A 26,627-nucleotide genomic window follows, 5' to 3' on the forward strand; every position below is an offset into this window, starting at 1 on the left:
AGAAGAAGGGAGACACGCCGCCCGTGGGCAACCGAGCCGACGACTACGGCAGCGACGTCGAGATCTACCGCAAGCCCCTGTCCGACACGATCTATGCCGAGACTCCCACCGGCGCGCCCGAGCAGCTCCTGGCCCTGCTGGACGCCCTCGGTCTGGAGCGCAAGAGCACGGTGACGGCCGGCCCCGTCTATGTCTGGCACGAAGTTCCCGGCCACCTCAGCGAGGACGAGCAGAAGAAGGCCGCCACCCGGGCCCTCCCGTCCCTGCTCCTGGCCGGATACGTCGTCAACATCCCCGACGACCTCTTCGACCCCACCGCCTACCAGGAAGCCGTCGCGGACATCCGCAATCACCGCCACCCCACTGCCTCACCTCCGGCCAGCGCCCAGCCCGCACCCAGGGCCCCCAGCCGCGCCAACCCCGCCCGGCGGTGAACCACGACGCCCCGGAGCCTCCGCCCATGACGCTCGCCGACGAGCACGACGTCTACGTACTGATCTACCACCGCGACGGCACTGTCTACGCCGACAGCCGCACCGGCGCCCCCGAACACCTCCTGGAACTGCTCGATGGCCTCGGTCTCGACCGACACTGCGCACCCGAAGAGGACGACGAGTGGCATCAAGTCCCCGAGCACTGGGGCGAGATCGCCATGAAGTAGATGGCGGACCGCGCCGTCCCCCTGCTGACCGGCGCCGGATACCACATCGCCATCGACACCGTCTTCGGCGGCACTGCCGACCAAGCCTCCCGCGCCGCAGCCAGGCCGTCGCCACCGGCCCCAGCCCCACCCCCCACTGCGGGAAGCCACCGCTCCCGCCGATCCCCCTGACCATCCTCTGCGGCCGGCCCCTGCGCAGGGGCCGGCCCCGCCACCCGAGAGAGACCGCACATCCCCGCACCCGACCGCACGCCCCCGCCCATCACCGCCAGCAGAAACCCGCGCCTGGCCGCAGCCCTGTTCCGCCGCTACCTGCGCGCCGCCACCGTCGGCAGCGCGGAGCGCCCCATCCCACTGGCCGGCGCCCGGCCCGAAGCCGTCCTCAGCGAGGCCCGCCGCCTCGGCCGACGCAGCTGACCACGCCCGCCCACACCCCCGGAGGCCCATGACCGACCTGTCGACCTACCCCGTACGCCTCGCCGAGGACATCACCAACCTGATCAAGACCCTGGACGACTACCTCTACCAGGCACCCCCGAGCCAGGCCGGCGAGATTCTCGGCAAGGTCCTCGATCCCGAACACGGCGTCCTGACCCGGGTCACCGACCTGATGAGCACCGGATCCCGCATCGCCCAGAACCAGGCGCACCGCGGCATGCTCCCACCCGAGGTGTGGCTCGCCATGGGCCGCGCCGCCAACGAGCTGCATAGCGTCGGCACGGACCTTGACGAGCACGCCGCCACCTTCAAGCAGCTCGGGACCCCGCCCGCCGCAGCAAGCACCACTCCGCCCAAGCCCGTCGCCTCCGCCATGGTCGTCAGGAGGAGCCGGTGAAGCAGCAGAAGTGGACCGGCTGGGGCCCGAACGCCCAACAGGCCGAGCAGCACTATCTGGTGGAGCCCCGCTACCTCGCCGGCGGCGGCGACATCCGCTACGTCAGCGAGTTCCTGCGCGCCTCCGGCTGGAGTGACAAGTCCAAGACCGGCGGGCCGCTGGTCTTCGACAGCCCGGACAAGTCCGTCCGCATCGGATACGACCCCTTCACCCAGCCCGGCGGGTGGACGATCTCCGGGAGGGCAGCCCCCGGCCAGGAAGCGTGGCACGCGACCTTCACCCGCCAGGTGCCCGTCGAGATCGTCGCCGGGTTCACCGACGCACTCACCCGCCCCCGCTCCGCACACGCGCCCAACGTGTGGGCACCCCTGCAGGAACAGCAATGGAAGACCGAACAGGGCCAGCACTTCACCGCCATCAGCCCCGACCGCAACGCCTGGATGCAGTTCCACCAGTCCAAACCCGGCGAGGCGCTCTGGTGGGCCGGCGCCCGCAACGAGCACGGCCGGATCTGGGACGCGAGCTTCACCGCCTCCACCCCGATGCACCTCGTCCAGGCATTCAGCACCGCGCTGGCCGACCCGCAGCAGGTCATGCGCCCGCGCGGGCACGTGCCGCCCTCCACCCGCATCCGCACCACCTCGGTGTCAGTGCGGCCCGACCAGTTGTCCGCCTGGCAGCAGGCCCGCGTCCGCGCCGCCCGCGCCGCCACCTGGGCCCGCAACTCCTGGGCCACCACCCGGCCCCGCAGCCAGACCCCCACCGCCGGCCCGTACGCCCAGGCAGGCCCCCGAGCCCGCCGCTGACCGGCCGACCACCCTCCTCCTCGTACCGAAAGCCCACGCCTTGCCCCACCACGCACCCGATGCCCCCACCCCCGACCAGGTCCGCCAGGCCACCCACACCCTCGCCGGCCTCGCGGCCTACCTGCGTACGCATCCCCCGCTCGACGACGCGCTGCCGCTGCTCGTGCCGCTGCTCGACGAGGACGACGGCGTCCCGATCCTGCTCGGCAACGCCCTGCGCTGCACCGAGCACCTCATCGGCCAGCAGTCCGAGTTCCCCGTGCCCGACGAGACCCGCCTGACCATGGAAGCCTTCCGCGAAGCCGCCCAAGAAGTGACGGACTGGCACGTTCTGCACTGGGACGTAGAGCGCCTGAACGCCCAGCACACCGCCCACACCGCTCCAGCGGGCGGCCGATGAGCCCCGCCCGGCGTGCGCCAAGCGCCGAAGAGATCTCCGAGGCGCTCCAGGTCCTGGACGAGGTCGACGAATATCTCCGTCGGCCATCGTCGGTCTGCGAAGCCCGGACGGTACTGGCTCAAGTCCTCGACGAGGAGTCCGGGGTACCCATGGCCCTGGGCAACATCCTGCGCTCCACCGCCAGCCTCATCGAAGGACACGCACTCCCACCGTGGCCCGCAGAGCTCCGCCACACCATCGCCCGGATGCGAGCCGCCGCCCCCGAAGTAACCGACTGCCATGACCTGCACCAGGACATCCGCCGCCTGGGCAGCCATGAATTCGACCTCATCGCAGAGCCGCCAGCCGCCCAGTGACCCACCCCTACATCGCCACCCGCGCCAACTCCCCCCACGGCACTATCTGGTTCGAGACCCAGCCCCGTCACCTCGCCGGACGCGGCGATCCCCGGCACATCACCGAGGCGCTGCGGGCTGCGGGCTGGGCGAACCAGTCCGACCCGGCCTTCCCGCACGTCCTGCTGGTTAGCCCCGAGTACCGGCACACCGTGGTGCTCGAACCCGCTCCCGAGCCCTACGGGGCATGGTGGCGCATCCGCGGCCAGGAAGCAGACGGTCGGCACTGGTACACCGAGTTCGGCGCGCACACCCCCGTGGAGATCCTCGCCCACCTCACCGACGCGCTGCTCAAGCCCGCGCCCGAGCAGACGCCGCAGATCTGGTCGCCCCTCACCGAGGCGGGCTGGTCCCACGAGCGCGACGAACGCGGCAACGAGATCGCCCGTCACCCCGACGGCATCCTCAGCCTGGAGCGGTGGGCCGTCGAGCCGGGTGAGACCGTCCACTGGCGGGCCCAGGCCGCTCTGCCCAACGGCGGCGGAGGCTTTCAGACCATCTGGCACGCCTACCTCGACGAGCGCACGCCGCCCCACCTGATCGCCGCCTTCACCGCTGCCCTGGCCCACGACGCGCCCGTCCAGCGCGGCATGTACGACGTGCCGCACTCCCATCTGGTCACCCAGGAGGAGCGCGGCCCGCAGGGCGAGCAGCTCGCCGCCGCGCACGAGGTGCGCCTCAAGGCCGTCCGTGCCGCTGCGCGCAAGGCGCGCCGCACGGCCGCCCTCACCACCAGCCCATCGGCATCCCTCGCCGCGCCGGCCGCTCCCGCACCCGGCCGGGCTCGCTGAACGAGCCGGGCGGCGCTCCCGCCCGGCTCACCGCGCCCCCTGTTCCGCCTTCCGTCTGAGAGCCCTCTTGTCCCCAACTGCCCCTGCCCCCGATGAGATCCACAGCCTGCGCCTGCACCAGCTCGGCGTCTTCCTGAGCGAGAGCGAGCAGATCCGCGCCGACTTCGACGCCTGGCGCGAGGAGCACAGCGACCTCGATGGCTGGCCCCTCGACGACGTCGAGCACAGCCGTCATGCCGTCAAGCGCGACGCGGACACCTGGCGGTCCTTCAACCGCGTCCGCTCCTTCGCCAAGGAGTTGCTGGCCACCGCCGAGGTACAGGTGCAGCACCTCAACCCCGCACACATCCAGTCCCGCTGGCCCTGGCAGCTCGGCGTCCTCGACAATGCCCTCAAGCAGCTCGGCGCGCTGCAGCAGGAATGGCTCGACGCCCGTGACGCACTGCCTCCGTTCGAGGGACCGGGCAGTTTCGCGTACGACGACGCGCTCGCCGAACGCAACGAGGAAGCCTGGTCCTACCTCGACGACTGGAACAGCCACGGCAAGGCCCTCCTCGAAATCCATGCCGCCGCCCAGGACCTCCCGCCACGCTCACCGGCCCTGACCTCCGCCACGACACACACCCTCCCGGCGGCGCCCGCCGCGACACCGGCCTCCGCGGTCCGGAGGTGACCGGCGTGCCGCACGACATCGACATCGTGCTGGTCGCACCCCGCTACCTCGCCGGCCCCGGCGACCCGGCCTGGGTCACCGTCCCGCTCCACCGCGCCTGCCGTTGGAGCACCGCCGAGGACCCGCTCGTGCCCCGGGTCATCCTGACCAGCCCGGACCAGCTCGCCCAACTGCGCATCGCTCCCGACCCGGACCCGGCCGAACCGTGGTGGACCCTGCGTCACGCGCACCGCGGCGACCAGCGGGCCTGGTCGGTCACCTTCGACGCCCACACTCCGGTCGAGATCATCGCCGCGGTCACCGACGCCCTCACCGACCCCGCCGCACCGCCGCCCGCGCCCGGCGATCCCTACGAGACGCTGCGCGCGGCAGGCTGGCACGCTCCCCGCCACCACGACGGTCGTACCTCGCCCGAGGGCATGACCTCACCCGACGGCCTGGCCCGCGTCGACCGTCTCGTCCACGAGGGCGGTCGTACTGCCAGCTGGGTCGTCGAGGCATCCGTCTCTCACCTCCCCACGCTCTGGCGCGCCTACCTGGACGGCGACACCCCGCCCCACCTGGTCGCCGCACTCTTCGGGGCACTGGCCGACGAGACGCCCCTGGTCCGCGAACCGCACCGCGTCCCGCACCTGGCAGCCACCCACGGCCGCACCACCACCGGCCGGGTGAGCGCCGAGACCGTCGCCTTCGCCCTGGAGCACCGCACCACCGCCCTCGCCCAGCGCAACGTCCCGACCCCGCCTGCCACGCAACCCTCCGGACCGCACGTGCCCCAGCAGCGCCGGGCCCGCTGACCGGTCGCCTCCCACTCCCCTCTGGAACTGCCCTCTTGCCCCAGCCCTCCTCCCACCAGTCCACCGACGCCACCGACATCGCCTTCAAGATCCTTCTTGGGGCCATCGCCGTCGCGGTCCCCCTGTCCAATCTCGCCTGGCTCGGCGGGCAGATCACCGCCTGGGCCACCGACTCCGGGGCCGGCGCCACCTACCAGCCCGTTCAAGCCCTCCTGCACCCCGACCAGCTCTGGCCGGACCTCGGAGAAACGTCCCTCCTGATCGGCACGCGCATCCTGCCCGGCGCCATGCTGCTCGCCCTCGGCATCACCGCCGCCATGCTCTACAAACGGCACAAGGGCACCAGCGGCGGGCGCAAGAAGCGCATCGACGGCATGGCCAAACACACGGACATCGAACCGCTGATGTCCAAGGCCATCACCTCCAAGGCCCGCTCGCTGCGCCCGAGCCTGAAGGACGCCAAGCACATCGACGCGCGTGACACCGGCATCCTCCTCGGCAATCTCCAGGGCACGAAGCACGAGGTGCGCATGGGGTACGAGGACGTCGCCGTCGCGATCATGGCGCCCCGCTCCGGCAAGACCACCTCGCTGGCGATCCCCTCCATCCTCAACGCACCTGGCCCGGTCCTGCTGACCTCCAACAAGGCGGCGGGCGACGCCTTTACCGCCACGCTCGACGCGCGGGCGGCCGTCGGCAGGACCTGGTCGATGGACCCGCAGCAGATCGCCCACGCGAAGCGCGATATGTGGTGGAACCCCCTGGCCACCGCCAAGAGCCTCGACGGGGCAGGCAGGCTCGCCGGCCACTTCCTCGCCGCGAGCGTGGACGCCTCCCAGCAGGGCGACTTCTGGTCCAAGGCCGGATCCAACATCCTCTCCCAGCTGTTCCTCGCCGCCGCCCTCGACGAGCGCCCCATCACCGACGTCATGCAGTGGCTGGCCTTCCCCGCCGACCGCACGCCGCTGGACATCCTGCGCGACCACCAGTTCACCGCGGTCGCCTCCCAGCTCAAGGGCACCGTCGAAGGGCCGCCGGAAACCCGCGACGGCATCTACGAGACCGCCCGTCAGTACGCCGCCGCGCTGCTGAACTCGGAGATCGCCGCGTGGGTCACGCCGCAGAAGGACGTCGAGGAGTTCCGGCCGGAGGCGTTCGTCACCTCGACCGACACCCTGTACCTGCTCTCCAAGGACGGCGGCGGCGGAGCCAGCGCCCTAATCGCCGCATGTGCGGACTCCGTGATGCGGGCCGCGACCGCCCAGGCCGAGCGCACCGGCGGACGCCTGGACCCGCCGATGCTCGCGATCCTGGATGAGGCCGCCAACGTATGCAAGATCAGTGACCTGCCGGACCTTTACTCCCACCTCGGCAGCCGCGGCATCATCCCCATCACGATCCTGCAGAGTTACCGCCAGGGCCAGAAGGTCTGGGGGGACGCGGGCATGGACGCCATGTGGTCCGCCTCCACGATCAAGGTGATCGGCAGCGGTATCGACGACCCCGACTTCGCCGACAAGCTCTCCCGGCTGATCGGCGACCACGACGTCGAGACCACCTCCACCTCGCACTCGGAGTCGGGCAAGAGCACCTCGGTGTCGATGCGGCAGGAGCGGATCCTGGCCGCCGACGCCATCCGCGCCCTGCCCAAGGGCACCGCGCTCTGCTTCGCCACCGGCATGCGCGCCGCCATGCTCGACCTGCGCCCCTGGTATCTCGAGCCCGGCGCCGACGAACTGTCCGCCGCCTCCGCCCGCGCCTCGAAGGGCATCACCGAGCGAGCCGTCGCCAAGGCCGCACCCAAGCAGTCCGACTTCGACACCGCCGCGTAGAACACGCCCTTCCCCCCCCGTCCCCATGGCTTCACGCGGCGCCCATCCTCCTCCGCGCGCCGACCGTCAGCACCCCTGGAACCGCCTATGCCACAGATCCACGACGTCCCCGACGACTGGAACCCCGATCACCGCTGCTGCTTGGAATGCGGCAACAGCGACCCCGAGGTCACGCTGCGAGCCCTCACCCACACCGCGACGAACCAGCAGGCACTCGCCTGCACCAGGCACATCGCGGAGGTGACCGCCGTCCTCGACTCCTTTGCAGCCGCGCCGCGAACGCCGGCGGAGCAGCCGATGCTCGCCACCGCGCCAACGCCCTCCTCCGCGCCCGCCTCTCGACAGCGCTCCCGGTCATGACCGAACCATCCGCCGACGACCTGCTGTTCGAGGTACCTCCACCGCCGACGCCCGTCGAGCGTCTGCTCGCCCTCGCCGACCGCTACACCCAGCACAACGACACGCTCGACCTGCTGCTCGCCGACCGCGACGAGCCCAATCCGGATACACACGTCGCCGCCGCGCAGGACCTGGCCAGCGAAACCCTCGCCACCATCAAGGCCATTCATGATGAACGGCTCTATGAGAGCGCCGAGTTGTCCGACGCCCTCGTCCGGCTCAAACAGCTCGCCTACCTGAGCACCGCCTCCGCGGGCCACGGCCCGCAGCTGGCGCGCGAGCTGACCGCGCTGGCTCCCGAAGCCGTCCTGGACAGCGCGACACGCGTGGCCGGGGAGACACGGCGAAGGCGCTGGAGCAACGCCCCACCGCCCGAGAACTCGTTCTCCGCCGCACAGCGCGCGGCCCTGCACGAGATCGCCCGTGGCCACGTCGTGGTCACCGGCTCCACCGAGCGGCGCTACGTCCACCACCGCACGGTACGCGTGCTGATCAGCACACTGCGGTCCCTGGAATCCATGGCCCTCATCGCCCGCAAGCCCAAGTCCTCAGCCCCCGCATATATCGACGGCCCGCCGCAGGACCGTATCCACCTCACCGCCACCGGCGCCACGGCCCTCGCCACCATCCTCTCCCTCCCCCCAGCCACCACAACAGGCCCCTCACCCCGCCCCGCGACCAGCACCCAGACGGCCACCCGCAGCCGCTGATCCCCTCCCGGAGCCTCATGCCCCCACTCGACCTCGCGGCACAACCACACCAACTCCGCTCCCTCGCCAAGGAATTCGAGGAGCTGCACGAGCGCGTACGCGACCTCTCCTATGCCCCCGGTACGGACGCACTGCACCAGATCACCCCGCTCCTGCTCAAGGCCCAGGAGCTGACCGCGACCGCGCTCGGGCACCTGACGGCGCTGGACAACAGCACGTACACGAGCGTCACGGGCAGCCGCCCCGGACTGGAGGCCCTGTCCGCCACCGTCGCCGGCGCTTCCCTGGCCTGCACCGACCTCGCCGAGGCCATCTCCGCCAACCCGTACGAGGGAGCGCCCTTCGACGGGTATCCGGCCGACGACGCCCAGGTCCGCGCGGCGCGCCACGCCGAGGCCATCCCCCGCATAAACGCCCATCTCAAGGACGCCGCCCTGCAGCTCGACGTGGGGGCGAGCGCCTGTCACTACCTCGCCACCAGCATCAGCCGCAGCCTCCCGGCCGCCGCGCCCCGCCCACCGCGCGCCTCCCAGCACCAGGCCACACCCCAGCTGAACGACACCCAGTACAAGGCACTGAAGTCACTGGCCCAGGGGGAGGGGCGGCTCTACGAGAGGGTGCAGCAGCGGGGACGAAGCGTGACCCGGGTCGCGGCCAAGGACGGCACCCGCATCACCATCGCCACCTTCTGAGCCCTCGCCAAGCGCGGCCTCGTCACCACCGATACGAGCAAGCCCTTGCTCGTCGGCCAGGAGATCACGGTCACCGAGCAGGGGCAGCGCTCCCTGGCCCAGCACCGCCCGGCCGCCCTGTCCACCACGACGGCGGTGCCGGTCCCCAAGACTCCTGCGGCACAGGGACCACGCCGATGACGAACGCCGCTCCAGCGGACCTGGATCCGCTCCATGCGCCCGTGCCCCGAGGCCGGTGAGGAGCGTCTCGCCCGGTCGCCCCACCTGCGTCCAGCACCGCCACCGAACACCCCTCGCACCGAATGGAGCCCTGAACCTCCCTGATGACCGTCCAACTCCCCCCGCCCGAGGCCCTGCTGGCGCTCGGCGCCGACTACAACCGGCACAACGACGCGCTCAACTCGCTGTCCATCATGGAGATCAACAGCGCCAGACCCGCGACCGCGGTCGGCAGGCAGATCCCCCGAACCCAGCACCTGGCCACGTCGGCACTCCACATCGTCGACGCGCTGAACCACCAGCGGATGTACCACAGCCCCAGCATCCGCTCGGCATACGCACGCATCCGGCAGCTCGCCCATCTCGCCCTGGACGCGGCCGACCACCTCCTGGACGCCGAGGACATCCTCGACGACGCCCGCGTGGGAGCCCCCAGCGAAGACGGCGCACCCCTGACGGCCGAAGAGGCCCGCGCGGAGGTACGCGACCGTCTCGTCCTCGTTCGGGACCTGACCGCCCTCGGCGCCGACGACACACTGGCCACCGCGGAACTCCTGGCCACCGAGATGCGCCGCCAGCATCTCCTGCCCGCCAACCGGTCGCTCGACCTCTCGCCCGCCCAGCACACCGCCCTGCGTGCCGTCGCCCAGGGCCATGTGACGATCGACCGCCACGACGACAAGCCCAGGGTCAGCCGGGACGACCTGCGGATCAGCATCAGCACCATCCGCTCCCTGGAAGCGCGCGGGCTCGTCGGCCGCGAGGAAACGCCACGGATCCTGCACGACGAACGCGTCCATCTGACGGCCGACGGCTGCCGCACGCTGGCGGCGAGCTTCGGCCATCCGCGCTCGCCCGCCCTGGCGACCACCCGCCCGGCGCAGCCGCAGGCCACCACCGCCCCCGCGCGTACGCGTTGACATGTGGCCCGGCCGCGCGGTCCCGTCGCCTCGCTCTGCCTGGAGATCCATACGCACCCCGCTCACCCCACTCCGCACCAACTGGCCCGCGCACTGGCCGACATGATCGCTCCCGATATCGCGATCCGTGACGTCCTCATCGGCTACCGGACCCGCCCGCGGGTCGCCTCCCGCTTCAACCACCGCAGCGGCGGCGGGTCCATCCACCACTACCTCACGACGCTGCACCCCCGCCTCTACGGCCCGACTGCGGATCCAGATTCGCAGCCGGCCGACCTGGAGGAGCTGCGACTGTGGGCCCTCACCTACGCCGGCGAGCATCAGCAGGAGTCCGTGCTCGCCCGCCTCGGCGTCCAGTTGCCTCGTACACTCCAGCTTCTCCAGCACTCGCTGCAGGAGCTGTCTCTGCCGGCGGCCACCCGCGCCTGGCTGCAAGAAGCCGACCGGTCGATACGCCAACTCGCCGACCAGATCGACCGCGTGAGCCCGGCGTTCGCGCTGGCCCCCGCGGTACCGGAGCAGGCGTCCCCCACCACGGTCGCGCCCGGCCCTGACCCTGCTCCGCAGGCCATCACCCGTGCCCTGGCCGACCTCATCTCGCCGGACATCGCGCCGGACGACGTCCTGCTCGGCTTCCGTCCGCACCCGCGCACCGGCGGGCGCTACACCGCGCGGGAGGCAACCGCGACAGCCTTCGGCTCACTGCTGCACGCCCGGCTTCACGGCCTGGAAGCCGCAGCCACGGCGCGGTCGGGCCCGCGGGAGGAGCTGAGCCGGTCCCCACGCACCACAGCCGACCAGCTGCACAGTGCGGGCGACGTCCTCGACTGGGCCCGGCACTGGTCCCACTGGCGGCAGCTGCCCCGCGACGTCCACGCCCAACTGGGCAGCGCCGCCACCGCGGTACACGAACTCGCCGACGGCACCAGCCGGATCCCCGCGCCTCCCCGCACCGCCCTGGCGGCAACGCCCGCCCTCACGCCGCCCGCCGCGCCGTCTCCGGCATCCCCACGGCGCTGACCTTCCTCCCTTTCCCGGCATCATTCCTCAAGGACGCACCATTTCCGATTCCAAATCCCCCGCCTTCAAGTGCATTTCTCTAGGCGCTGGAGTTCAATCCAGCGCCATGCTCGCCCTGTCCGCCAAGGGCGTTCTCCCCAAGGTCGATTACGCGATATTTGCTGATACCGGGTGGGAGCCGCAGGCCGTTTATCGGCATCTCGACCGACTGGAGCGGGACATAGCCGAACCGGCAGGTATACCCATCCTTCGTGTCTCCTCCGGAAACATTCGCAAGGACGCGCTTGACCCTCATCACAGATTCGCTTCAATGCCTTTGTATATCCTGAATAAGGATGGCAAGCCTGGGATGACCAGGCGTCAATGTACTGGCGAGTACAAAATTAAGCCATTGAAGAAGCAGGTGCGCGAACTCCTCGGATACCCCTATCCGGCACGCATCCCGAGAGACGTCTTCGTGGAGCAGTGGGTCGGCATTTCAACCGATGAATTCCACCGGGCCAAGGACTCTGACGTAAAATACATGCGCAATCGGCACCCACTCATCGATATTAACTGGTCACGAGCCGACTGTGTCAGGTACTTGACGTCCCTCGGACTGGCCGACACACCAAAATCTAGCTGCCTTGGATGCCCTTTCCACGGAAACGCGCAGTGGAGATCCATCCGGGACTCCTCGCCGCAGGAGTGGGAGGACGTGGTGGCCTTCGACGCGGCCATCCGGAAGGGAAATGCACGCGCCAACGCCACCGGCAACCGGCTGCTCGGCGAGGCGTTTCTCCACCGCTCGCGCGTACCTCTGGACCAGGCGCCGATCGACCACGTCACCGCCGCCGAATGGGCCGCCCTGCAGCAGGAACTCGGCGACAGCGAAGCAGACGCACAGGAACTGGAAGACGGCGTTATCGACGGCTGCTCGCCATGGGCCTGCCGCGGTGAAGTCGAGCCGGTCCAGGACGACTTCGGGCTAGCCTCTTGATACTTGATTTGTTCGCCGGTCCGGGGGGTTGGAGCCAGGCTCTGACCGTGCTGGGCGTACGGGACGTGGGCCTGGAATGGGACGAGTGGGCATGCAAGACCCGCGCGGCGGCGGGGCAGTTGACGATCCGCACCGACGTCGCCGCGTACCCCCTGTGGCCGTTCCTCGGCAGGATCACCGGGCTGATCGCGAGCCCGCCGTGCCAGGCATGGTCGATGGCCGGCAAGCGCCTCGGCCTGGTCGACCAGCCCCTGGTCCACCAAGCCGTCGCCGACCTCGCCCAGGGCCTGGACACCCGCGCCAAGCTGCTCGCCGCCTGCCGTGACGAACGTTCCCTGCTCGCCGCCGAACCCATGCGCTACCTGCACGCGCTGCACCAGCACGGCCAGCCGGAGTGGGTCGCGATGGAAGAGGTCCCCGACGTGCTGCCCCTGTGGCGCCAGTACGCCGCGATCCTCCGCACCTGGGGGTACTCGGTCTGGACCGGGATCTTGAACGCGGCCGACTACGGCGTCCCCCAGACCCGGAGGCGGGCGATCCTGCTCGCCTCGTGCACCCGGACCGCCGATCCACCACCGCCCACACACGCCAAACTCGCCGAGCCCGACTCGCTGTTCGGACCGGGCCGCGCCCGGTGGGTGTCCATGGCCGAGGCACTCGGCTGGGGCGCCACCGACCGTCCCGTGCCGACCGTGTGCGCCGGAGGCGGACCCGGCGGCGGACCCGAGCCGTTCCCGAGCGGCTCCCGCAAAACCCTCAGTGACGCCCGCGATCGCGGCACCTGGAAGCCGCACCCGCCCGCCAACTCCGCCAAGCCTTCGCCTCATTGCCCGGCGGGGACGACTGCCCGCGCGAAGCACCCCGCCGCGGGCACGGCGCAGGCGGCGTGGCAGTGGACTCTACGCAACAACAGCCAGGCCAACGCCACCACCTGCACCCTCGACCAGCCGGCCGGGACGCTGTTCTTCGGCCACCGGGCCAACGAGTGCGTGTGGCAGGCCGAGCCGACCGCCTCCACGCCACCCGGCACCGCCCCGGCCCCGGATCCGATCCGGATCACCGCCGCCGAGGCCGGGATCCTGCAGACCTTCCCCTCCGACTACCCCTGGCAGGGCAACAAGGGCCAGATCTTCAGCCAGGTCGGCAACGCCGTCCCGCCCCGGCTCGCCGCCCACCTGCTGGCCCCCCACCTCGGCAAGACCCTCACCCCCGACGACTTCACCCTGGCCGCCTAATGCCCCACCCCACCCCCACCGAAGACGACGACCTGGACGACCTTCCACCGCCACCGCCCGTGCACTACGCCGAACAATCCCTGCTCGGCGCCCTCCTGCTAGACCCTCACCGGCTCGACGAGATCGGCCCCCTGGAGCCGGACCACTTCTCCAACCACGCCCACGGCGAGCTGTACCGCGCCATGCGCGCGGCACCGGCTCCCGAGGCCGAGCAGCACCGCACCAGCCCAGCCTGGCTGAACACCGTCCTGGACACCGCCCGCCCCCACGCCCCCGGGCTAACCGCCTCCTACCTGCACACCCTCATCCAGGTCTGCCCCTGGCCCAAGCACGCGGCCACGTACGCCCGGATGATCAGCGCCGACCATGCCCGCCGCAGCCTGCGCCTCCACGCCGACCGCCTGGCCCAGACCGCGGTGGACACCACCCTGCCCCACCGCGCGAAGGCCACCCTCCAGCAGGCCGACACCCTCGCCCGGTTCCTGGACGGCCTCTCCGGCCGCTTCGCCCCGCACCCCGGCTCCCTGCCGCGCACCTCGCTGCCAGCGGCATCCGCCAGGGACACCAGCGAGGAAGCCCTCGACGAGGAGCGCTTCCTGATCGCCACCGCGACCGCGCACCCCACCGAGACCAGCCAGATGCTCTGGCTCGTGCCCGAGGACTTCGCGCTCCCCCTGCACGCCACGCTGTGGCAATGCCTCACCGCGCTCACGCATCGCGGCGATGCCATCGACCCGATCACCGTGCTCTGGGAAGCCCAGCACCGCGGCCTCCTCACCCACACCATCGCGCCCGCGGAGCTGCTAGCCCTGCTCTCCACCCCGGTCGGCTCCCCCGAGCACTGGGGCGAGAAGGTCCTGCAGCGCGCCCTGCTCGCCCGCGCGCACACCATCGCCGTCCGCATCGCCGCCTTCACCGACGACCCGGCCAACAGCCCCCACCAGTTGATCACCGGAGGCCGGCGGGCACTGGCCGACCTCACCGCCGTGCGCTCCCGCTGGCAACAGGCCACCGGCCCGGCCACACCGCGCACCGCCCGCCCGGCCCGAACCCCGGCTGCCCCTCGCGCCGGGCCGCCACCTCGAACCGCCCCACCCCTCCGAGCCAGCCGCTAGACCCCGGTCCGGGCCGACCTCCGCATCGGCCCGGACCCGCGAAACGAGCCCCCTATGCCCGACCCCACACCCGACGCCCACGTCCGCCTCACCCTGCACCCCCAGCACCCCAGCGCCGTCGTCGCCACCCTCACCGGCAGCACACAGCACACCGCCCGCGCCACCCTCTCCTCGGAGGGCTTCCGGCCGATCGGCGACGGCACGATGCTTCTCGTCCGGATCGACCACGAGGAGCCCTACTACGCCAACATCACCGCCAACCTTCTGCGCGACGCCGGCATCCCCGTGGACGTCACCGCCCAGCTGCAGGAGGAGATCGACACCGAATGGACCTGGGCCAACCACCCCATGACCTGGCTCGACCGCGACGAAATCCGACTCGTCTCCGCCAACGCCCAGAAGATCCACGACGACATCAACTCCGGCCTCCTCACCATCCACCTCCACGCTCACGACGGCCACACCACCGTCGCTGTGGGCACCTACCAGCACGCCGACAGCGTTCACCTCCACGGCGAAGACCACCTGCGGGTCGTGAGCAGCTCGTACGACACCCCCAACGGAGCCATCGCCGATTTCGAGCGCCTGTACGGCGATGCCGTCCGGCCGGGCCCGCCACCGCCCACCGCCCACCGCCCACCGCCCACCGCCCACCGCCCACCGCAACGGAACAGCAAGCCGCCCAAGCCATCAGCGGCATGTCGGCGTCAGGCGCGGCCAGCACCCCTCAGACGCCAGCGAAACCGCCCGCGGCGAAGACGGAGTTGGTGCCGGTGTACGCAGCCGACCCCGGCGACCACGAGGCGTTGCTGGACAAGTTCCTGGAGGAACAGGGCGAGTGGGAGAAGTACCGGACCATCCCTATTGAGTCGGCGTGTTGTAGCCGATCTGACAGGGTGGCGCGATGAGCAAGTGGCGTGCTTTCTGGGTCCCCAAGCCCGCGCCGATCACCCCACGACGGGTACCTGTTCTGGCGGGATGGACGGACCTGGCGGAGCGCGAAGCGTCAACCGGGATCCGCACGGGTGACCCGATTCTGCTGGCGCCGGACTACCGCATCGACGAACTCCTCAGCCTGTACACGGGCAGCAGCCCGTTCCGCGGCTATACGAAGGAGACGAAGCGGAACTACATCACGGACATCTGCCTGTTCCTCAACTTCCTGCGGCAGCGCGGAAAGGTCTGGACGCAGGCGGTCGAGTCCGATGTCGACGACTTCCAGTACTGGCGCCAGATGTCACCCGAGAACCCGGTACGGGTGGGCGGGAACAAGTGGAACCGCGAACTGGCTGCGCTGATGAACCTGTACACGTGGGCGATGAAGCCGGGCAATGAGTTCTTGCCGCGTAATCCGGTGCCGGTGCATCGGATGGTGGGCCGACACGGGCAGGTCGTCGAGGTGCCGGACGGGAAGGCGAAGGACGCCAGGGGCAGCAACGTCCACTGGCTGACACCGCGGACGTTCCGTCTGTGGGTGGACGTCGGGCTGCGCGGCTACGGCGCTGACGGGCTGCCTTCGCCCGGCTGGGTGGGCCGGCTGGAGGGTCGCAACGTTGCGTTTGTGCGCTTGTTGACCTCGTCGGGTGTGCGGCGGCTGGAGGGGGCGTCGCTGTTGACGTTCGAGGTGCCGTCACTGCGCCTGGAGGGCGGCCGTTACTACACAGGGCGCCTCGCGGCGGCGGTCACGCGATCCAAGAAGGCCCGTACCTACTACGTCGAGGCCCAGGTGGTGGGCGATATCGAAAGCTACGTCGAGTCCTCGCGCGCCGACGCCATCCGCACGGCCCAGGCACGGGGCATGTACGACGGTGTGCGGGACATGCGGCTGATCACACGGGTGAGCCGGGGCCCGAAGCCCACGGTGTACTGGCGCGACCGCCAGGGTGTGACGGGCCGTATCGCACTGCCCGAGGCCACCTCGGACGAACGAATGACGTGGTACACCGAGGGCCCGGCCGGAGTGGAGCCGTTGTGGCTGTGGCTGTGGCTGAACGAGATGGGCCTGCCGTTCCAGCCGCATTCGTGGAACAACGTCTTCACGGCGGCGAACCAGCGGTGCCGGGCGGTGCTCGATCCGGAACTGGAGCGCCGGCTGGACCCGCACCACGGCCGGGCACTGTATGCGACGCCGCATTCCTGCCGGCACAGCTTCGCCCTCTACATGCTGGTGATCTTGCACCATCTGATGGACCAGCGGTTCGGGCTGAGTCCCGAGGAACGGCGGGACTTCCGGCTGCTGTACGGGGCATCCGTGGCGGATGGTGCAGGACCTTTTGGGTCATGCGTTCTTGGAGACGACCCGGAAGCGGTATCTGGCTCCGGTCGCCGACCTGCAGCTGCGATCGCTGCTGACCACCGCGCCCGTGTTCGGTGAAGGGGAACAACTTGCGCGGGAGATGGATGAGGTGTTCGCGTGTCTGGCCCGGGAAGCCGAGGGCATCCAGGACATCGACGCCAAGCTGCAGGTTACCGAGCGGGCGGATCGATGAGCCGGCGCGGGCGCACGGCGCCGCTACCGACAACGCCGTTGTGCAGGGCGCCGGTTGTGGTGGGCAACGGTCTCGTCGTCGAGCACCGTGACCGAACGGGAGCGGTCGCGGCCTACGACTTCCGTACGCTGCCGGGCTCAGAGGCCCTGCGCCGCTCGCTGGCCCGCCTGTTCGCCGCGCGGTGTGTGCCGAGCCGGTGGACCTCGCACCACAGCAGTAGGTACTTCTGGCGTCCCTTGCAGGCGTTCACCGCGTACTTGGCCGGGCTGGACACCCCGGTTGGCAACCTCGACGAACTGACCGCGGGGGTGTGGACGCAGTGGCGGTTCAGCTAGCCGAACACCCGGCTCGGCTACCGCCAGATCACCACTGTGCGGGGGCTGTTGCTGGACGATGCGCGGCTGTCCGCGGCGGCGCGGGAAGCGCTCGCTCGCCGTGTCCTGTGCCCCTCGGCTAAGGAGGTGTCCTTCCAGGGTGCGGAGCTCGCCGCGATCGTCATCGCAGCACGGCGGATGTTCCGTGCGGCGCATCTGCGGATCACGGATAACACCCGCCACCTCGCCCAGTGGCACTCGGGGGTGCTCGCTCGTGGCAGCGAGGCATGGCTGCTGGGTGAGGCGCTGGGCTGTCTGGCCCACACCGGTGAGGTGCCTCGCGATACCCGGGCTGGCCAGCGCGGCCGGGTGCTCGCCCGCTATGCGCGGGTGTTGGGCGGGCAGAAGCCCGAGCACACATGGCAGAGGCTGTTTCTGACCCGGATGGAGACGGTCGCGCTGGGGGTGCTGCTGGCCGAGCACGGCTGGAACCTGTCGGTGATCAATCGGTTAAAGGTGCCGCGAGCAGCCCCGGACGCCGGCCGTGACGGCCTTCGGATCTACCGGGTCGAGCTGGAGAAGCACAAGCGGGGCGTCGGCCGGTACTTCGAGACCCGCAACCTCACCGACGACGGGGCCGCCTCTCCCGGGCGGCTCATCACGCAAGCGCTGGAGGCCACCGTGTTCGCCCGCACGGCCGTGCACGCGCTGCGCCCTGGCACGGACCGCTTGCTGATCTGGCGCTCCGGCAAGGCCCCACTGGACGACCGCCCGCAGCACGAGGCGGGCGAAAGGTCGGGGATCGCAGTGTTCGGGTTCGGGATCTCCGGCCTGTCGGCCCATCGCTGGGCGAGCCAACAGGGCTTTACTTCCTCGCCCTTTCGCCGGGGGCGGCGGACGGTGAACACGCTGCACCGGCGCGCGCCCGGACAAAACAGCCAGGCCACCCACGACCGCGTCTACGCGCTAGCCGACCCCCAGGTCCGCCAGCAAGCGATCCCGGTCATCGCCGAGGCCGCCGAAACCGTGGTGGCCACGGCCCACGCGACCGTGTTCGCCGCCGAACTGCGCGCGCAAGGCGATCCGGCCGACCAGCCGACCGCCACCGCCAACTGCCATGACGTCGGCAACAGCCCCTATCCCGGCCCCGACGGAGGCTGCTCGGCCTCCTTCCTGATGTGCCTGGCCTGCCCCAACGCCCGAATCCACCCCGCCCATTACAGCCGCCTGGCCCACCTGCACCACGCGCTCGACAAACTGCGCACCGCCCTCGAGCCCGGCGAGTGGCAGCACCACTGGGAGGAGGGGCACGCCCGCCTGGAACACCTCAAGGGCCAGCTCGGCACCGCGGAGTGGACCCGCGCCCTGACCGACGTGAGCGACACCGACCGCCACCTCATCGCCCTGCTGCTCAACGGAGACCTCGATCCGTGACGGCCACACCAACTCCTGCTCCGGCCCTTGTTCTTCCCGGCCCCGACACCCCCGTCATCCCGCCCACCGGATCGTCGACGGCTACTGCGGCCCCATCGCGCACTACGCGGCGCCAGCCTGGCCGCTGATCCCCATGAACGCCAACCCTGGGGTCACACAGACCACCATCCACTGGCCGACGTTCCCCGATATGTTCCGCGAGGAGCTGCGGCTGGCCGCCTGGACGATGATCAACGGCGAGCTGCCCGCGGTGTTCCTGCGGGAGCGCCATCCCACCTGGCGCTCCCGCCAGGCGCCCAAGGCGCTCTACCAGACGATCAACACCTGGTGCCGGCTGGCCGCGTGGCTCACCGGCCGGGGCATCACCACGCCGAGCGCCTGCACCACCCAGGTACTGGGCGATTACGGCCGGCACGTGCGCGACAGCGGGGCGGCCCGCATCACCGTGCACAGCATGCTGTCGTCGCTGACCCGGCTGTGGGTCTTCGATCAGATCTGCGGCCGTCCCAGCGGCATCGCCTGCCCGCCGTGGGAGACGGAGGGGGTGGACGATTTCCTGCCGTCGTCGACGCCCGGCGGCGAGAACGCCACCGAGGCGATCAGTGAGCAGACCATGAGCCCGCTGCTCGTGTGGGCGATCCGCACGGTCGAGGAGTTCAGCGACGACATCCTGACCGCCTGAGCCGAACACAACAGGCTGCGTGCGACGGCCGCCGCGAACATCGCCACGCCCGCCTCACGCGCTGCTCTTCGGGCCTTCATGGACCGCATCGACGCCGGCCAACTGCCGATTCCGACCACCGGGTGGCCGGGCCGAACCACGATCGCGGGTGCCTATATCGCGGCCCTCACCGGCGCCTCCCTGAATCAGGTCTACAACGCCACCCGCGATCACGGGTGGCGGCAGGCCGCCCTGGAGCGTCCCGGCCCGTGCCCGCTGCGTGTCCCGGTCACCGGCCAACTCGGCAGCGCGCCGTGTAGAGAGAAGCCGTCGACTACACCGAAGCAGGTTCCCTGATGCGCCAGTTGGGCACGGCGTGCTTCATCGTCATCGCCTATCTGACCAGAATGCGCCCCGGCGAGGTGGCCGGACTGCGCAGCGGCTGCTGCCCCGACCCCAAGCCGGACAGTGCGGGGCGCACCGGGCGGCACTTAATCACGAGCACGGTGTACAAGACGGCTCGCGACAAGGACGGCAACCACCACTCCGAAGGCGAGATCCGCGACGTCCCCTGGGTGGCCATCGCCCCCGTAGTGAACGCCATCCGGGTTCTGGAACGCATGGTGCCTCAGCGGCAGTTGCTATTCGATCACCACGCCCACGATCTGCTCGGCACCCGCGCCGGCACCGGCTCGCTCACCGTGCACAGCCTGGGCGTCCGGGTGGAGGACTTCATCACCTGGGCCAACCAGGAGGCAGCAGCCCGCGGGCTGGTCGGTGAGGTCATCCCGCCCGATCCGCGACTGGCGGTTCAGCCCCCTGAGGCAGAGCCGCCGTACCCCCGGCGTGCGGGCTGTACGCCCGGGGGTGCGGGTCGGTGTCAGACGGTGAGTGGTCCGGTCTCGCTCCGGTACTCGATCTCCATCGCGTCCAGGTGTGCGAGGACGTCCTGGTGCTTGGAGTAGGGATAGGTGAGTGCCAGGAGGCGGCGTGCGCGTGTGAGGGCAACGTAGTAGGTCCGCAGCAGCTCGGAGTTCCCCGTGTGCAGTTGTGGGTCGGCCCAGGCCTGCAAGAGCTCGGACACGGCTTGCGATGTGGGCAGGTGGACGAGGACGGCATCGGCTTCCTTGCCCTTGGCCCGGTGAATGCTGGATCCGCGCATGGCCGCGGCGGGCGCGTCCTCGTGGTCGCCGTGCGGTACGTGAGCCAGTGCCGCGATGGGTTCGTCCAGCTCTTTGTTGGCCAGCTTCAGGGCCTTCGGGCGGGCGGGAGCAGTTCCGGAGGGCGGGCTTTGGGCTTTGAGTACGGCGAGGGCTTCGCTGCGCCAGACGCGGGCCGGGGTCTGGTCGACGGGCGGCAGTGCGGCCAGGAACCGTGCGGCGCGACGGCTCAGGAGCGCGGGCTCAATGGCGTGTGCTGCCAGGATCTCGGTGAGGCTTCCTTCGGCGTCGGGGTGCCAGTAGTCGCTGAGCAGCGTGCTGGCGATGGTCAGGGCATGCTGGCGGGCGGCGGGAGGTGTCTCGGTTGCGGCGAACACGGCAGCCGCCCAGGCGAGCTTGATACCGCTGCCGGCTCCCTTGGGAGGGTGCAGTGCCGGGCGGGAGTGCGCCTTGGGAATGGCGTTGTTGTTGTAGGCCAGGGCCATGCAGTTGTCGGCTGTGATTCCCTTGCGTTCGGCGTGCCGAACAAGGACGTCGCTGGCGTCGGCGATGTCGGTGAGGCCTGAGGCCTTCTTGCGATGTCGGCCGTAGGGCAGGAGCAGCACGGGGGTTTGCGTGTCGTGGTGCTTGCCTACCGGATCGTCGGCGAGGCTGCGCGTGGCGGGGCGAAGGGTGGCGGCCAGCTGGCAGACGGGCGGGCTGCTGCGCCAGTTGCCGTTGAGCTCCAGGTGGTTCGCCAAGTGCACTGTGAAGGTGAGCAGTTCCTGTGGCCGGGCGTCGTTCCATTCGTAGATGCCCTGATCGGTGTCGGCGACGATCACCAACGGCAGGCCGGCCTGGTGGAGGTGCTTCAGGATCGCAAGGTCGAGTGTGGAACAGTCCTGGGCTTCGTCGACGACGATCTCGGTGAAGCGGTCGCGCAGCAGTTTGGTGATGGTCGGGTTGCGGACGTGGTCGAGGGCTGCGACGCGGGTCTCGTGCCCGGTCATGTAGCCGCGGGTCTGCCACAGCACGTCGCGCCGCTGTCTGGCGAAGCGGACGTAGTCCGCTTCTGTATAGGTGGAGTTGGCCAGGGTCCTTGCTTTGTCCGGTGTCGGCCATTCGACCTGTGTGTGGCGGGTGTCGGGGTTGTAGGTGAAGCGGAACTCGGACAGCGGGATCTTGCGGGGGCCGACGATGGCGGCGCGGACCTGGTCCCAGGACCGGATGTGCTGCCAAGCGGGGGTGGCGGGCAGGAACGGCCGGACCAGGTAGCGCCAGAGGAAGCTGTCGAAGGTGCCGATGAAGTGGGGGAAGGAGATGAGGTCGGGGCGGTTGCCCGCGCAGCGGTCGCGCAGTTCGTCGGCGGCGACGTTGGTGAAGGACAGCAGTGCTCTGCCGGACCGTACGGGGCCAGGCGGTGTGCGGCAGTGGCGGTCGACCAGGACGCGGGTTTTGCCTGCGCCGGGGCAGGCGCGCAGGAACAGGGGGGCTTGCGCGTGCGCGGCTTGCTGTTGGCGCTCTTCGGCCTGGGCCCGGCGGGCGTCGATGGGGTTCATGCGTCCTCGCCGGGTGCTGCTGCGATCCACCGGATGGCGGCGGCGATGTGTTCAGGTACCACGAAGCCGCCGGGTGCTCTGGTCAGCCGGTCCGCGAGTCGGTAGGCGAAGTCTCCCTTGGGGAGCTTGTTGTTGCCCGTGCTGAACAGGGCGCCGAAGGCAGCTGCTCTCTTTTCGGGGGTCGGTGCTTCGTCGATGGGCTGCCAGCGACGTGCCGAGCGGGGGCGCAGGTCGAAGAAGACGTCAGCGAGCAGCTGGCGGTTGGCCGGCTGCATCAGTTCCGGTTCGAGGGTGGGTCTGCTCTCGGCGATGTGGAAGGTGCTCTCGGGTACCTTCCAGTCCTGCAGGTGCCTGCGGAGAAAGACAGCCCGGTTGAAGCCGACCTCTTCGGGGTCGTCCTGGCCGTCTTCTTCTGGTGCCGGGGCGGCTTGGGCGGGGTTGTCATCCGGGGCGGCCGCAGGGGTGGTCTCGTCGTCGTCCTGCGTCGCTCGCGGGTCCTGGTCGGTGATGACGACCACCTTGTCGGCGACGCGTGCTCCGTGGACGTCAGCGAGCAGCGCACGCAGGTAGGGGGTGAAGTCCACGCCGTCGACGGCCACGATGCAGCTGCCTCGGAAGACGGCATGGGCGCGGGCGCGGTCCGTGTCGTCGGGGATGGCGTCCAGGACCAGGCGGGCGAAGGCGGGCAGCAGCAGCGCTTCGGCCAGGCCCTCGACGAGGATCACACGGGTGCCGAACAGCATGGCGCTCTTGGTGATGTCCAGGTAGCGGTCGAGCTTGGCGGGCTCGTGCTCGGTGAAGGGGATGGAGGCGATGGGCACGGCTGCGGTGGTGAAGGCGAACGTCGGCTTGGCCACAGTCAGCGAGACGGAGTCCGCCGGCTCGTCCTGGCCGGTCGCCTCGTCGGTGGCCGGCTCTGTACCCGCGAACGCCGCCGGGGTGGCGGTGCGGCGCCGTTTGAGGACCACCAGGTCCTCGACCGTGGTCGCGGCGGCGAGGACCGGCGAGTGGGTCGTGATGATCACCTGGATGCGGCCGAGCGGCGCGCCTTCGATCTCGGGGGTGTTCTTCTGCGACTGCAGGGCTCTGGCCTTGAGGTGGTCCAGCAGCAGGTTCTGCAGCTGCGGATGCAGGTGGGCCTCGGGCTCCTCGACCAGGAAGAGGGTGAGGTCTGCGCCGCGGGCGGCCTCGAGTTCGGCCAGGACGGTGGCTATGTACAAGAGGTTGGCGTAGCCGAGTCCGGAGCGTGCGATGTCCTCGATGTGGAGGCCTTCATCGCTCATGCGGGTCCGCAGGGCCCGGGCGATGGACACCAGAGTCGGATCGGCGAACGACAGTCCCATGTGCTGGGGATGTGCTCCGGCCGTCAGCTGGGCCAGCGGGTCGTTGATCCGCCCGCGTACCTTCTGGATCTTGTCGTGCTCCTCCAGGTTCCGGAAGTGCTGGGCCTGTTCCTCCTCGAAGGCCTTGACCGCCTCCTCGCCGCCCAGCTCCGCGGCGAGGATCAGCCGCAGCCTGTTTCCGGAGCTGGACGCAAGCTCCTGCTGGGCATTGCGCATCGGCGGCAGGTACACGTGCCGGACCGTACGGCGCGCTTCAGGCTCGGGATCGTCCAGCATCCGGCCGGCCGACCAGACGGGGCGCTGGGCTCGTTCTCCCTGCGCAGGGCGTGTGAAAGCGACGCTGTAGCGGGCGCGCAGCCCCTCCCCCAGGCCCGGCTCGTCTCTCTGCGGAACGAGCGCCTGCAGATGAGTTGCTGCTTCGACGTCCTCAAGTCCCGCGTACACTGCGGACAGTTGAGCGCTGGCGCCCTCCGCCCAGGGATGCACATCATCCGGATCCCACCAGCGGGTGCGCCGCCCATCCAGCGGATCTGTCAGCAGGCGCAACGCGTCGACGAAGTTCGATTTGCCGGCGTTGTTCTCCCCCACGACCACGGAGACGCCCTGTCGCAGCGGAACATCCATGTCCAGCAGCGACTTGAACCCCTTGGCCCTGATTCTCCCCAGGTACAACTTCTCCCCCATTTCTTCTGCTGGAGTCGGAGGATACTGGTGGAAGAATCACTTTGGCGGCTGTTTGGAATATGTCGGCGGCACATCAGGATGTGGCCCTGCCGCTGTCGCCAGGGGCGAAGCTGCAGTTGTGCGGAGTTCCGCTGCGATAGCGCGGGGGCTGTCACGGCGGGATCGGCCGGTGTGCGGAAAGAGGGCGCGGTGAATGCGGCACCGGTCCTGCCGGCAGTGCGCCGACCCGTCATCGCGCGGACAGTGCCGGCTGGCGTTGCAGGGCGGACCGTATGCGTCGACGTGCAGTGGCGGTGGGCCGCTCGAGCTTGGTGCATTCGACGGCCACCTCGGGCAGGGCGCGGGAGACCAACGGATCGTCCCGCGCGGGCTGTTGGTCCGCACGTTCCCGCGGGGCGGGCGGTTCGAAAGTGGGCAGGGCCTTGGCCAGTGCGCGTACTGCACGGTGCTGCAGTGTCTTGAACGCGCCCTCGCTCTTGCCCATGATGCGGGCGGTCTCGCCGACCGACAGTCCCTGCAGGAAGCGCAGGGCGAGGGTCCGCCAGCCCTTTCTGCCCGGTCAGCGCGGGCGCAGTGCAGCGCGCCATGTGCCCGCCACGGAGCGGGTGACCGTGGCGGGCACATGGCGGGCGTGCCGGAGCACCTGCGGCGCCCTCGCCGAGCACACCTGAACGTTCAGGGGTGGTGAGCTGCTCTACGAGCGCAGGTGTGACGAGGTGCTCTACGCGTGCCTCGCGCGGGGGGGGGCGTGCGTAGAGCCCTCGGCCAGCTCACGCACGTCTGCCCTCGGGTGGTGGTGCCTTGCGCGGCTTGGGGTGGGGTGGTCCACGGTGTGCCCGGTACGGCGATCCGAGCGTTCGACACGCTCTGTTCCAGTTGTACGAGGTCGTAAGGGGGAGCGCCGGGGTGGGGGAGGGCCTCTCCGGTTCCTCGGTGAGAGGGGCCTTGTGGCGGTCTGACGGGACCCGGCCGGCAGGACGGCTGGGGGCGGCGCGCGAGTGCAGGAGTGCGGCATACAGCACCACGTCTGCCCATTCAATAACCGAGCTCATTGAATGCCGCTTCCGGCCGGTGGAGATTCAGAGCGCGCCACGCCTTCCCGGCAACTCCCTTGCCATCGAGGGCTTCAGCCCTGTCATGGGGCCGGTTGCGCCGCTAGCCCCCGCCTCCATGAACCTGACGCCGTCCGAAGAAGTGCTCCTCAACCCGCCCTATCCCGCGCACGGAACCGTTCCGTGTGCCTGATCCCGAGGGGGAAACCCGATGTCCACGCTCGCTCTGCTCGTCTTCCTGCTGCTGTTGGTGATCGCCTCATCGATCGTTGGCGGAGCCGTCTACTCCGTGCACCGCTACCCGGCCCTCCGCCCCGCCATCACAACCGGCCCCACGGCCATGGACACGATCGCCACCATCCTCGCCGCCGTCCTGGCCGCAGGCAGCCAGTAGACCGACGGACCGCGCCCTGGCTCTTCATGCGATCAGGCGTGCCTGGGGGAGTTTTACGGCCGTAAAACTCCCCCAGGCGGCCGACACTCACAAGCCGCTACCTCGTGGGCTGCGCTCGCCGCGGCAACCCACGACAGAGGTTGCCTACGAGATCGAGAGCCTCGTCATCCTCGACGCCGGACGGCACCTTCGACGGAACAGAAGTCACCGACTCCCTTCCGTGCTGTTGCGGACGCAGGTCAACGGGCGCCTCTCTTCGGGGCCGCGGCAGAACGCGGAGTCAGGCGCGCAGGCGAGGTTTTGCGGGCGATTCGCCGGTCCCGGACCCGTGCGGCTCGGGCAAGGGCGGCAGCCCTCCGCAGCCGGTCGCTCTCGGTTTCCACGTCCAGCCCGTCGATGAACATCACCAATGTCCAGACGATGCGGGAGCACCAGGTGTCGTTCGGGATCACCTGCCCCTGGAGGTAGCGGTCGATCCGCAGGGTGTCTGTTCCGAAGATCAACCAGAGGCTGTCTTCCAATCCCGTCTTCGCGAGGAGGGCTTCGAGCTGGGCGATGAAGAGATGCTGTTCGCGGGGGACATCGATCTGCACGGGAAGGGCGTCGGGCCTTGGCTGCCAACGCCGGCGCCCTTCACGGCGGGCGAGAGCCAGATATCGGGCTTTCCACTCCTGCGCTTGATCACGGGCTTCATGCTCTGCAGGGAGGCGTTCGATCCAGCCCCAGATCGGATCCCCGCGCAGAGAGTCCTGGGCTCGTTCCGCATCGGGGCTCCCGGCCCACCAGCGCAGCAGCGTGCTGACCGTGTCGGGCTCCGGCAGTCGCTTGCCGGACAGTGCCGCGTAGAGAGCTGCGCGTGAAGGGCTGGTCTCCCAGTGGGTGGCGATCCAGCTGACTCCGACCTTCCCTACACCGAGTTCGCGCAGATCGAACGCGAACGCCTGGAGATCGCCGTCTTGCGGGTTCGGGATACGCGGCCGAGCAGGCATGTTCAAGGTCCCCCGTCTTCACGGCGCTTGATGTCTCGCGACGTTTTTGTACACAAACCGATTGTCAGTGGCCACCCATAAACTCCTAAC

General features: G+C 70.0%; 31 protein-coding genes and 1 pseudogene. 28 read left to right on the forward strand and 4 right to left on the reverse strand.

The features are described 5' to 3' along the window. Positions 1 to 23 precede the first annotated feature (23 nt). The 27 genes from AB0L89_RS22000 (at position 24) to AB0L89_RS22130 (ending at position 20,342) form a co-directional block, all read left to right on the forward strand. Positions 24 to 434, forward strand: a complete 411-nt coding sequence (locus AB0L89_RS22000) for a hypothetical protein (protein ID WP_365143266.1) — start codon at positions 24 to 26, stop codon at positions 432 to 434. Between the two features lie 26 nt (positions 435 to 460). Then, positions 461 to 661 (forward strand): hypothetical protein, encoded by a 201-nt coding sequence (locus AB0L89_RS22005; protein ID WP_365143268.1) that lies wholly within the window; start codon positions 461 to 463, stop codon positions 659 to 661. A gap of 445 nt (positions 662 to 1,106) precedes the next feature. Then, a complete protein-coding gene (locus AB0L89_RS22010) occupies positions 1,107 to 1,496 on the forward strand; it encodes a hypothetical protein (RefSeq protein WP_365143270.1) in 390 nt (129 codons plus the stop codon). Continuing rightward, a complete protein-coding gene (locus AB0L89_RS22015; protein ID WP_365143272.1) occupies positions 1,493 to 2,302 on the forward strand; it encodes a DUF317 domain-containing protein in 810 nt (269 codons plus the stop codon). Before AB0L89_RS22010 ends, AB0L89_RS22015 begins: the two co-directional genes overlap by 4 nt. 40 nt (positions 2,303 to 2,342) lie before the next feature. Next, the gene (locus AB0L89_RS22020) at positions 2,343 to 2,702 is read left to right on the forward strand and encodes a hypothetical protein (RefSeq protein ID WP_365143274.1); all 360 of its coding nucleotides are present in this window, start codon (positions 2,343 to 2,345) and stop codon (positions 2,700 to 2,702) included. After that, positions 2,699 to 3,058 carry a hypothetical protein gene (locus AB0L89_RS22025; RefSeq protein ID WP_365143276.1) on the forward strand — a complete coding sequence of 120 codons (360 nt, stop codon included), beginning with the start codon at positions 2,699 to 2,701 and terminating at the stop codon, positions 3,056 to 3,058. The genes AB0L89_RS22020 and AB0L89_RS22025 overlap by 4 nt, the downstream gene beginning before the upstream one ends. Then, positions 3,055 to 3,888, forward strand: coding sequence for a DUF317 domain-containing protein (locus AB0L89_RS22030; protein WP_365143278.1), 834 nt, complete (start codon positions 3,055 to 3,057; stop codon positions 3,886 to 3,888). Before AB0L89_RS22025 ends, AB0L89_RS22030 begins: the two co-directional genes overlap by 4 nt. Positions 3,889 to 3,955: 67 nt before the next feature. After that, complete coding sequence (locus tag AB0L89_RS22035; RefSeq protein ID WP_365143280.1) at positions 3,956 to 4,561, forward strand: hypothetical protein; 606 nt, start codon at positions 3,956 to 3,958, stop codon at positions 4,559 to 4,561. Positions 4,562 to 4,566: 5 nt separating this feature from the next. Further along, on the forward strand, positions 4,567 to 5,358 hold the full coding sequence (locus AB0L89_RS22040) for a DUF317 domain-containing protein (RefSeq protein WP_365143282.1): 792 nt from the start codon (positions 4,567 to 4,569) through the stop codon (positions 5,356 to 5,358). A 35-nt stretch (positions 5,359 to 5,393) separates the two neighbouring features. After that, positions 5,394 to 7,190 carry a TraM recognition domain-containing protein gene (locus tag AB0L89_RS22045; protein WP_365143284.1) on the forward strand — a complete coding sequence of 599 codons (1,797 nt, stop codon included), beginning with the start codon at positions 5,394 to 5,396 and terminating at the stop codon, positions 7,188 to 7,190. Positions 7,191 to 7,277: 87 nt separating this feature from the next. After that, the gene (locus tag AB0L89_RS22050) at positions 7,278 to 7,550 is read left to right on the forward strand and encodes a hypothetical protein (protein WP_365143286.1); all 273 of its coding nucleotides are present in this window, start codon (positions 7,278 to 7,280) and stop codon (positions 7,548 to 7,550) included. After that, positions 7,547 to 8,299, forward strand: coding sequence for a hypothetical protein (locus AB0L89_RS22055; RefSeq protein WP_365143288.1), 753 nt, complete (start codon positions 7,547 to 7,549; stop codon positions 8,297 to 8,299). Before AB0L89_RS22050 ends, AB0L89_RS22055 begins: the two co-directional genes overlap by 4 nt. Positions 8,300 to 8,316: 17 nt before the next feature. Then, a complete protein-coding gene (locus tag AB0L89_RS22060; RefSeq protein ID WP_365143290.1) occupies positions 8,317 to 8,991 on the forward strand; it encodes a hypothetical protein in 675 nt (224 codons plus the stop codon). A gap of 45 nt (positions 8,992 to 9,036) precedes the next feature. Then, complete coding sequence (locus AB0L89_RS22065) at positions 9,037 to 9,171, forward strand: hypothetical protein (RefSeq protein ID WP_365143292.1); 135 nt, start codon at positions 9,037 to 9,039, stop codon at positions 9,169 to 9,171. Positions 9,172 to 9,314: 143 nt separating this feature from the next. Further along, positions 9,315 to 10,130 carry a hypothetical protein gene (locus AB0L89_RS22070; protein WP_365143294.1) on the forward strand — a complete coding sequence of 272 codons (816 nt, stop codon included), beginning with the start codon at positions 9,315 to 9,317 and terminating at the stop codon, positions 10,128 to 10,130. 102 nt (positions 10,131 to 10,232) lie between these two features. Further along, entirely contained in the window at positions 10,233 to 11,150 is a 918-nt protein-coding gene (locus AB0L89_RS22075; protein ID WP_365143296.1) for a hypothetical protein, read from the forward strand. A 106-nt stretch (positions 11,151 to 11,256) separates the two neighbouring features. Beyond that, positions 11,257 to 12,129, forward strand: a complete 873-nt coding sequence (locus tag AB0L89_RS22080; RefSeq protein WP_365143298.1) for a hypothetical protein — start codon at positions 11,257 to 11,259, stop codon at positions 12,127 to 12,129. After that, complete coding sequence (locus AB0L89_RS22085) at positions 12,126 to 13,364, forward strand: DNA cytosine methyltransferase (protein WP_365143300.1); 1,239 nt, start codon at positions 12,126 to 12,128, stop codon at positions 13,362 to 13,364. The genes AB0L89_RS22080 and AB0L89_RS22085 overlap by 4 nt, the downstream gene beginning before the upstream one ends. Then, positions 13,364 to 14,479, forward strand: a complete 1,116-nt coding sequence (locus AB0L89_RS22090; RefSeq protein WP_365143302.1) for a DnaB-like helicase N-terminal domain-containing protein — start codon at positions 13,364 to 13,366, stop codon at positions 14,477 to 14,479. Before AB0L89_RS22085 ends, AB0L89_RS22090 begins: the two co-directional genes overlap by 1 nt. A 54-nt stretch (positions 14,480 to 14,533) precedes the next feature. Then, positions 14,534 to 15,508: a hypothetical protein gene (locus AB0L89_RS22095; protein ID WP_365143304.1), complete on the forward strand. Its 975-nt coding sequence runs from the start codon at positions 14,534 to 14,536 to the stop codon at positions 15,506 to 15,508. 118 nt (positions 15,509 to 15,626) lie between these two features. Next, entirely contained in the window at positions 15,627 to 16,853 is a 1,227-nt protein-coding gene (locus AB0L89_RS22100) for an integrase (protein ID WP_365143407.1), read from the forward strand. Next, a complete protein-coding gene (locus tag AB0L89_RS22105) occupies positions 16,843 to 16,968 on the forward strand; it encodes a hypothetical protein (RefSeq protein WP_365143306.1) in 126 nt (41 codons plus the stop codon). Before AB0L89_RS22100 ends, AB0L89_RS22105 begins: the two co-directional genes overlap by 11 nt. Positions 16,969 to 17,024: 56 nt before the next feature. Beyond that, positions 17,025 to 17,303, forward strand: a complete 279-nt coding sequence (locus AB0L89_RS22110; protein WP_365143308.1) for a hypothetical protein — start codon at positions 17,025 to 17,027, stop codon at positions 17,301 to 17,303. Between the two features lie 126 nt (positions 17,304 to 17,429). Then, on the forward strand, positions 17,430 to 18,716 hold the full coding sequence (locus tag AB0L89_RS22115; RefSeq protein ID WP_365143310.1) for a hypothetical protein: 1,287 nt from the start codon (positions 17,430 to 17,432) through the stop codon (positions 18,714 to 18,716). 133 nt (positions 18,717 to 18,849) lie between these two features. Further along, the gene (locus AB0L89_RS22120; protein ID WP_365143312.1) at positions 18,850 to 19,398 is read left to right on the forward strand and encodes a hypothetical protein; all 549 of its coding nucleotides are present in this window, start codon (positions 18,850 to 18,852) and stop codon (positions 19,396 to 19,398) included. Between the two features lie 78 nt (positions 19,399 to 19,476). Next, complete coding sequence (locus AB0L89_RS22125) at positions 19,477 to 19,734, forward strand: hypothetical protein (RefSeq protein WP_365143314.1); 258 nt, start codon at positions 19,477 to 19,479, stop codon at positions 19,732 to 19,734. Beyond that, positions 19,734 to 20,342, forward strand: coding sequence for a hypothetical protein (locus AB0L89_RS22130; RefSeq protein ID WP_365143316.1), 609 nt, complete (start codon positions 19,734 to 19,736; stop codon positions 20,340 to 20,342). Before AB0L89_RS22125 ends, AB0L89_RS22130 begins: the two co-directional genes overlap by 1 nt. On the opposite strand, the gene AB0L89_RS22135 is transcribed toward AB0L89_RS22130, so the two are convergent. From AB0L89_RS22135 to AB0L89_RS22145, 3 genes and pseudogenes are all read right to left on the reverse strand, one after another. Continuing rightward, entirely contained in the window at positions 20,258 to 22,075 is a 1,818-nt protein-coding gene (locus AB0L89_RS22135; RefSeq protein WP_365143318.1) for a UvrD-helicase domain-containing protein, read from the reverse strand. The genes AB0L89_RS22130 and AB0L89_RS22135 overlap by 85 nt on opposite strands. Next, positions 22,072 to 24,006 carry an AAA family ATPase gene (locus AB0L89_RS22140; protein ID WP_365143320.1) on the reverse strand — a complete coding sequence of 645 codons (1,935 nt, stop codon included), beginning with the start codon at positions 24,004 to 24,006 and terminating at the stop codon, positions 22,072 to 22,074. Before AB0L89_RS22140 ends, AB0L89_RS22135 begins: the two co-directional genes overlap by 4 nt. Positions 24,007 to 24,514: 508 nt before the next feature. Further along, positions 24,515 to 24,637: pseudogene (locus AB0L89_RS22145) on the reverse strand (sigma factor-like helix-turn-helix DNA-binding protein); the annotation flags it as partial. 728 nt (positions 24,638 to 25,365) lie between these two features. On the opposite strand from AB0L89_RS22145, the gene AB0L89_RS22150 reads away from it, so the two are divergent. Next, positions 25,366 to 25,548 carry a hypothetical protein gene (locus AB0L89_RS22150; RefSeq protein WP_365143322.1) on the forward strand — a complete coding sequence of 61 codons (183 nt, stop codon included), beginning with the start codon at positions 25,366 to 25,368 and terminating at the stop codon, positions 25,546 to 25,548. Positions 25,549 to 25,787: 239 nt separating this feature from the next. Here AB0L89_RS22150 and AB0L89_RS22155 read toward each other — a convergent pair whose 3' ends face one another. Then, complete coding sequence (locus tag AB0L89_RS22155) at positions 25,788 to 26,537, reverse strand: hypothetical protein (RefSeq protein ID WP_365143324.1); 750 nt, start codon at positions 26,535 to 26,537, stop codon at positions 25,788 to 25,790. Positions 26,538 to 26,627: the final 90 nt, after the last annotated feature.

The sequence above is a fragment of the Streptomyces sp. NPDC052114 genome, assembly GCF_040680155.1.
Classification (GTDB): domain Bacteria; phylum Actinomycetota; class Actinomycetes; order Streptomycetales; family Streptomycetaceae; genus Streptomyces.

What these genes read in the sequence shown, in the direction of transcription:
- AB0L89_RS22055 (WP_365143288.1), top strand. Translation starts at nt 7,547, where the DNA reads ATGACCGAACCATCCGCCGACGACCTGCTGTTCGAGGTACCTCCACCG.
- AB0L89_RS22130 (WP_365143316.1), top strand. Translation starts at nt 19,734, where the DNA reads ATGCGCCAGTTGGGCACGGCGTGCTTCATCGTCATCGCCTATCTGACC.
- AB0L89_RS22155 (WP_365143324.1), bottom strand. Translation starts at nt 26,537, where the DNA reads ATGCCTGCTCGGCCGCGTATCCCGAACCCGCAAGACGGCGATCTCCAG.
- AB0L89_RS22010 (WP_365143270.1), top strand. Translation starts at nt 1,107, where the DNA reads ATGACCGACCTGTCGACCTACCCCGTACGCCTCGCCGAGGACATCACC.
- AB0L89_RS22120 (WP_365143312.1), top strand. Translation starts at nt 18,850, where the DNA reads ATGAACGCCAACCCTGGGGTCACACAGACCACCATCCACTGGCCGACG.
- AB0L89_RS22095 (WP_365143304.1), top strand. Translation starts at nt 14,534, where the DNA reads ATGCCCGACCCCACACCCGACGCCCACGTCCGCCTCACCCTGCACCCC.
- AB0L89_RS22090 (WP_365143302.1), top strand. Translation starts at nt 13,364, where the DNA reads ATGCCCCACCCCACCCCCACCGAAGACGACGACCTGGACGACCTTCCA.
- AB0L89_RS22080 (WP_365143298.1), top strand. Translation starts at nt 11,257, where the DNA reads ATGCTCGCCCTGTCCGCCAAGGGCGTTCTCCCCAAGGTCGATTACGCG.
- AB0L89_RS22005 (WP_365143268.1), top strand. Translation starts at nt 461, where the DNA reads ATGACGCTCGCCGACGAGCACGACGTCTACGTACTGATCTACCACCGC.
- AB0L89_RS22150 (WP_365143322.1), top strand. Translation starts at nt 25,366, where the DNA reads ATGTCCACGCTCGCTCTGCTCGTCTTCCTGCTGCTGTTGGTGATCGCC.
- AB0L89_RS22125 (WP_365143314.1), top strand. Translation starts at nt 19,477, where the DNA reads ATGGACCGCATCGACGCCGGCCAACTGCCGATTCCGACCACCGGGTGG.
- AB0L89_RS22135 (WP_365143318.1), bottom strand. Translation starts at nt 22,075, where the DNA reads ATGAACCCCATCGACGCCCGCCGGGCCCAGGCCGAAGAGCGCCAACAG.
- AB0L89_RS22050 (WP_365143286.1), top strand. Translation starts at nt 7,278, where the DNA reads ATGCCACAGATCCACGACGTCCCCGACGACTGGAACCCCGATCACCGC.
- AB0L89_RS22075 (WP_365143296.1), top strand. Translation starts at nt 10,233, where the DNA reads ATGATCGCTCCCGATATCGCGATCCGTGACGTCCTCATCGGCTACCGG.
- AB0L89_RS22025 (WP_365143276.1), top strand. Translation starts at nt 2,699, where the DNA reads ATGAGCCCCGCCCGGCGTGCGCCAAGCGCCGAAGAGATCTCCGAGGCG.
- AB0L89_RS22070 (WP_365143294.1), top strand. Translation starts at nt 9,315, where the DNA reads ATGACCGTCCAACTCCCCCCGCCCGAGGCCCTGCTGGCGCTCGGCGCC.
- AB0L89_RS22060 (WP_365143290.1), top strand. Translation starts at nt 8,317, where the DNA reads ATGCCCCCACTCGACCTCGCGGCACAACCACACCAACTCCGCTCCCTC.